Here is a 4,373-nt window from a genome sequence, read left to right as displayed (position 1 = left end):
CGGGATGGCCATGGCCCCCAGCCCTGTCAGCAATCCGCCGGCACCGCCGATCACGGCTCCAATCCCCGCGCCAGCCCCGGCATCCTCGGCAGCCTCCGAACGGTCGCCCTCGTACCAGTCATCCGAGTTGTTGGCGACGATGCTGATGTTCGCATGCGGGACGCCCGTGGCTTCCAGTTCGCGGACCGCGTCGGCCGCGTCGTCATAGTTGTCGAACAGTCCAGTTACCGTTTTCATTGATTTCTCCTGATCCGTGCTCACTTGCTGGCGGCAACGACGTTGCCCTGATAGTCCAGGCCGACGGCGAGGCTTTCGCCTGCCTTGGTGGCATGGCCCCGCCAGATGCCCTGGTCGTCCTTGGTAAGCTTCGACACGTTGGTATAGCCTGCACCCTCGATGCGGCTCTTGGCCTGGGCTTCGGTGAAGCTGTTTGCGCCGGGAACGAGAGCGGCGGCATTGGGGGTATTGTCGGTCTTCACCGCCGGTGTTGTCGCTCCCGTGATGGCGTCCTGCCCGGCTGCGATCTTTTCGATCATCTGCTGGTGCGTCTTCAGCGTATCGACCGTTTGCTGGGCGAATGTCTTGAGCCCGGCGTTGTCGCCGCCGCTGGCATAGGTTTCGAACAGCTTGACGGCGTCGGCATGCGCCTTGCGCTGCATGTCGACATAGGCTGGATCGATCGGAGCCTGCGCATTCTTGAGCTTGTCGAGATCGCCCTGGTGCTGGGCATCAAGCGCCGGCGGCACTTTCAATTTTTGTTCGCCGGCCACCGTTGCCAGCTTGGCATTGGCCGCGCCGTGATCGCGGATCATCATCTGGGCGAAGTCCTTGATGCTCTGGTCCTGAACCTTGCCCAAGGCAATCTGGCTCGAGTCGACTTCGAACTTGCCGCCGATGGCAGCCTTGTCGACGAAGGCCTGGGCGCTGTCGGCAGCAAAAGCAGGCACGGCGAGAAAAATGGAAGCAGCGGCGAGCGATGCGAAAAATTGTCGTGTTTTCATCGGCTTTGTCCTTGCCTGGGATGCGTCGCCCTAACAGGCCAAGATGCGCTTTGTTCCGATACCCAGACGACATGCCTGCAGGCCCGGCAGCACCACGATCCACGCATGAGGCTGCCGGACTATCTCGCGTGAGATCTGCCACATCGACGGAAAATGTGGAGAAGTGACAGGCGACAGGAACGCCGGCACCATGAACCAGCGTGGCTGCAAAAAAGCCGTGGTCGAGACAAGCAGTTTCCAGGCGCCGCTATTCTACATGCAGCATGGGTTCGAGGAATTCGGCAAAGTCGAATTCGGAATTCCAGGGCACGCACGCATCTTCCTTCGCAAGGACCTGTTGTAAGTCTTGGGACGGGCGCGCACGGACGGCCAACGGCTAGTTGTTTCAAACGCCAGGTGCTCTGGAACAAATCGACGGTTGCGGAGTTAAAGCGCGTCGCGACGCGCAGTCTTGCAGCGGCGTGTCGAATAGAGTGCATCCCGCTGGAGAGGCATGTGCGTACTGGACATTTCAGAAAGCCGATTGTCATTCAACCTGGCCGGATAGACCGCGACAGGGTTGTGGTTTCGGTGTCGGACGCAGCCGAAGTGCTGCTGCGGGACTGGCCAAAGCCGACATCCGAGAGGCGTCTTGCCGCGATCAGAGCGTGCCTTGCCGTCATGCGAGGCGAAAAGCCGACAAGGGCGGCACGACAGGCGTTCATCGTTGCGGCCAAGGACGCCAGGATTCTGCTGAGCGAGCAAGTCTGACCGTGGTGGGTCGCCTCAGCGCATGCAAGCTTGGTTCCGCCGGCGCCTGCAAGTGCGATACTGCCGAGATCGGTTCGAAGGGGAGAGATTATGGCTAAGGTTACAGGTCTCACGGCTGCCGCGGCCAGAGGCGAAGTTCAGGCAGGAGCAACGCACGACAAGACGCCGGGGTTCGATCCCGCCATTGCCCCGCTTGAGACAGACGCAGAGGCCGCGGACACACAAAATCCGGTCGCTGAGACAAGTCCGCCGCGCACTCGTCCAAAATTCGAAAACGATGCCAGCTTTGCCAATGCCATGCGTCCGGTCGAAGGCGAGCCGGAACTGCGGCCTGGCGGCAACTGGCCGGTGTTGGTGATTGCAGCTGTCGTTTTGACAGCAGCCGTGGTCTTCCTGGCGGCAAGCATGCTGCGCTGAGACTAATCCCGACGATGCAGCACCCACGACCTATTCCTGGAGGTCCGGCGCGTCCTTCATGCCTGAGAGTTCAGTCATTGGGCACAGCAGCCGCGGTCGCGCGGGATCGGAGATGTCGAGCTTGTCCCAAGGAATGCGGTATAGACCGTCGCGGCGGCGTAATCGGAAAAGATCCAGCACCGCCACGCCTATGGCCGAGGCCGAAAGACGCTCGAAAGCAGCGTAGACCCCGACGTGGAATTCGGTGACGACGAAATCGTCACCATCCCGTTCGGCGCGGATCTCCTCGATATAACCGACATTCTTGCCGCGCTGCGAGAGTACGCGCCGCCCCGCCAGATGCTCGAGATTGACCGTAATCATCATCAAGCTCCCGGAATGCGCCCGATGATATGGTCGCGCAACCAGTCCTGCCAGGCGAAGATCGACGTTTCTCGCACATCGATGTCGAACTCGATATCGATGCCGATATCTTTCACCTTGCGCCAAGCGATCCGATGAGGTTCGCCATGCTGCGTGCCGCCCAGCTTGACCGCGAGCCGCGCCATCCAGCGCCCGGGCCGTGCGCCGAGGCGACGCGCCAGGGTGATGGAGCCGAGCTCGATGGCAATGATCCGAGGCGGCTTGCCAGGCCGCAACTGCGCCACCAAACCGTCGACCTTACCGACCTTGACCTGCTCGCGGTCGACCACCTGCTTGTCCAGGAGATCACGCAGCAACTTCATCATGTGCCTCCGAATATCTGCAGCGGGATGGTCACCACCGCCAGTACGAAGCCAAGCGCGATGATGAAGATGACGGCGGCATTTGACAAAATGCCGTTGCGATGCTCGCCGACATAACGTTTGTCGTTCAGCAGAAACAGGAACGGAACGACGGTCAGCGGAAGGCTGGCAGCCGTCAGCGCCATGGAAAAGATGGTGAGCCTCAGCGGGTCAAGACCAAGCGCGATGGGAATAGCCGCCAACAGTAATGATATCGTGTAGATGGCGCTGAAACCCGGATCGTCGCGCGGCTTGCGATCCTCGCCCCAATTCCAGCCGAACCCTTGGGCCACAAGATAGGCCTGTTGCAACCCGACCTCGAGCGCAGCGCCGAAGCAGGCGATGGCGAGAGAAGCAACAAACAGCACGAAGCCCCAGAAGCCGAATATGGGGATCAGCATCAACGGCAGTTGGTGATAGTCGTCCACCTGGGTGACGCCATGCGTGGCGAGCACGAGAGCGGCCACGATCAACACGCCGATCGAGATGGTGCCCCCGAAGGTCATGCCCAACCCCGCTATGGCCCGATTGGCGCCGAGATAGCTTTTGTCCCACCGGTCCTCGATGGCCCCCGAGGAATAGAACATGAACAGGTAGGGCGATATCGAGGCGCCCAGAATGCTGACCGCCATGAACCAGTAATTGGCGGCATCGTGGACCGGCAGCGAAGGCACGGCGCCCCTTGCGACTGCCGTCCAATCAGGTCTCAGCATCACCGCTCCGACGACGAAACACAGCGTCACCAGACCGAGAAACGACACGCCCTTCTCGATGACGCCGAACGTGCCTTTCCAGAGCAGCAGCCACGCCAGCAAAGCCACCGGCAGTGCCCACCACTGGAAGCCTATGCCCGTGGCAAGTTCGAGCGCAATGGCAACGCCGCCGATCTCGGCGGACAGCACCAGGAAATTGACCAGCAAGGCGGCAAGCAACGGCCATAGAAAGACGTTGAAACCGAACCTTTCGCGGATGCCGTCGGAGATCGTGTGATGGCTCACGGCCGCGAACCGGCCGGACATTTCGACAAGGAAGATGATGCAGACGGTGCCAAGCACCACCGCCCAGATCAACTGGAAGCCAAACATCGCGCCTGCCTGCGCCGCCGTCGCCATGGACCCAACTTCGAGGAAGCCGCCGACGCTGGTGACGACGCCGAGGGATATTTCCATGAGCTTTTTCATGGCTTCGGCGCGAAATACTTGGCGTAGGCGGCAGCGAGCGCACGCGACGCCAGCCGTAAATCCTGTTGCGCGTCTTGGACTTCCAGCCGGTCATCTGCCTGCAGTCCGGCCTCGGCACGCGTCACCGCGACCGACAAATCATTGACTGCTTTTGTCAGAGAAGCTTGCTCGGTGGGTTCACTGGTTTCGGCGGACCGGATTTGCGCCCCCGTATCTACGAGCGTCTTGGCGATCGATTGCAGCGTGTCCACCGTGTATGC

8 protein-coding genes and 1 pseudogene are annotated in these 4,373 nt (G+C 61.0%); 3 read left to right on the top strand and 6 right to left on the bottom strand.

Going from position 1 to position 4,373, the window contains the following annotated elements:
• Both EN879_RS25665 and EN879_RS25660 read right to left on the bottom strand, forming a co-directional pair.
• Positions 1-237 (bottom strand): general stress protein (locus EN879_RS25665; RefSeq protein WP_348631504.1); only part of this gene is annotated, 237 nt, incomplete at its 3' end.
• Between the two features lie 20 nt (positions 238-257).
• Positions 258-1,001 carry a DUF4142 domain-containing protein gene (locus EN879_RS25660; protein WP_063170169.1) on the bottom strand — a complete coding sequence of 248 codons (744 nt, stop codon included), beginning with the start codon at positions 999-1,001 and terminating at the stop codon, positions 258-260.
• Between the two features lie 163 nt (positions 1,002-1,164).
• Here EN879_RS25660 and EN879_RS25655 point away from each other — a divergent pair, with 163 nt between their 5' ends.
• From EN879_RS25655 to EN879_RS25645, 3 genes are all read left to right on the top strand, one after another.
• Entirely contained in the window at positions 1,165-1,344 is a 180-nt protein-coding gene (locus tag EN879_RS25655) for a hypothetical protein (RefSeq protein ID WP_024502377.1), read from the top strand.
• 152 nt (positions 1,345-1,496) lie between these two features.
• Positions 1,497-1,751 carry a DUF982 domain-containing protein gene (locus EN879_RS25650; RefSeq protein ID WP_013533177.1) on the top strand — a complete coding sequence of 85 codons (255 nt, stop codon included), beginning with the start codon at positions 1,497-1,499 and terminating at the stop codon, positions 1,749-1,751.
• A 90-nt stretch (positions 1,752-1,841) separates the two neighbouring features.
• Complete coding sequence (locus tag EN879_RS25645) at positions 1,842-2,168, top strand: hypothetical protein (RefSeq protein WP_063170168.1); 327 nt, start codon at positions 1,842-1,844, stop codon at positions 2,166-2,168.
• A gap of 30 nt (positions 2,169-2,198) precedes the next feature.
• Here EN879_RS25645 and EN879_RS25640 read toward each other — a convergent pair whose 3' ends face one another.
• The 4 genes and pseudogenes from EN879_RS25640 to EN879_RS25625 all read right to left on the bottom strand — a co-directional run.
• Complete coding sequence (locus EN879_RS25640; RefSeq protein ID WP_244506918.1) at positions 2,199-2,534, bottom strand: hypothetical protein; 336 nt, start codon at positions 2,532-2,534, stop codon at positions 2,199-2,201.
• Complete coding sequence (locus EN879_RS25635; RefSeq protein WP_335916772.1) at positions 2,534-2,860, bottom strand: hypothetical protein; 327 nt, start codon at positions 2,858-2,860, stop codon at positions 2,534-2,536. The genes EN879_RS25640 and EN879_RS25635 overlap by 1 nt, the downstream gene beginning before the upstream one ends.
• 32 nt (positions 2,861-2,892) lie before the next feature.
• A complete protein-coding gene (locus EN879_RS25630; RefSeq protein ID WP_063170167.1) occupies positions 2,893-4,113 on the bottom strand; it encodes a divalent metal cation transporter in 1,221 nt (406 codons plus the stop codon).
• Positions 4,110-4,373: pseudogene (locus EN879_RS25625) on the bottom strand (hypothetical protein); the annotation flags it as partial. The gene EN879_RS25630 and the pseudogene EN879_RS25625, both read right to left, overlap by 4 nt.

The organism is Mesorhizobium sp. M7A.F.Ca.AU.002.02.1.1, assembly GCF_003998535.1.
GTDB lineage: Bacteria > Pseudomonadota > Alphaproteobacteria > Rhizobiales > Rhizobiaceae > Mesorhizobium > Mesorhizobium ciceri.
This window is presented reverse-complemented; position numbering and strand designations above follow the sequence as displayed.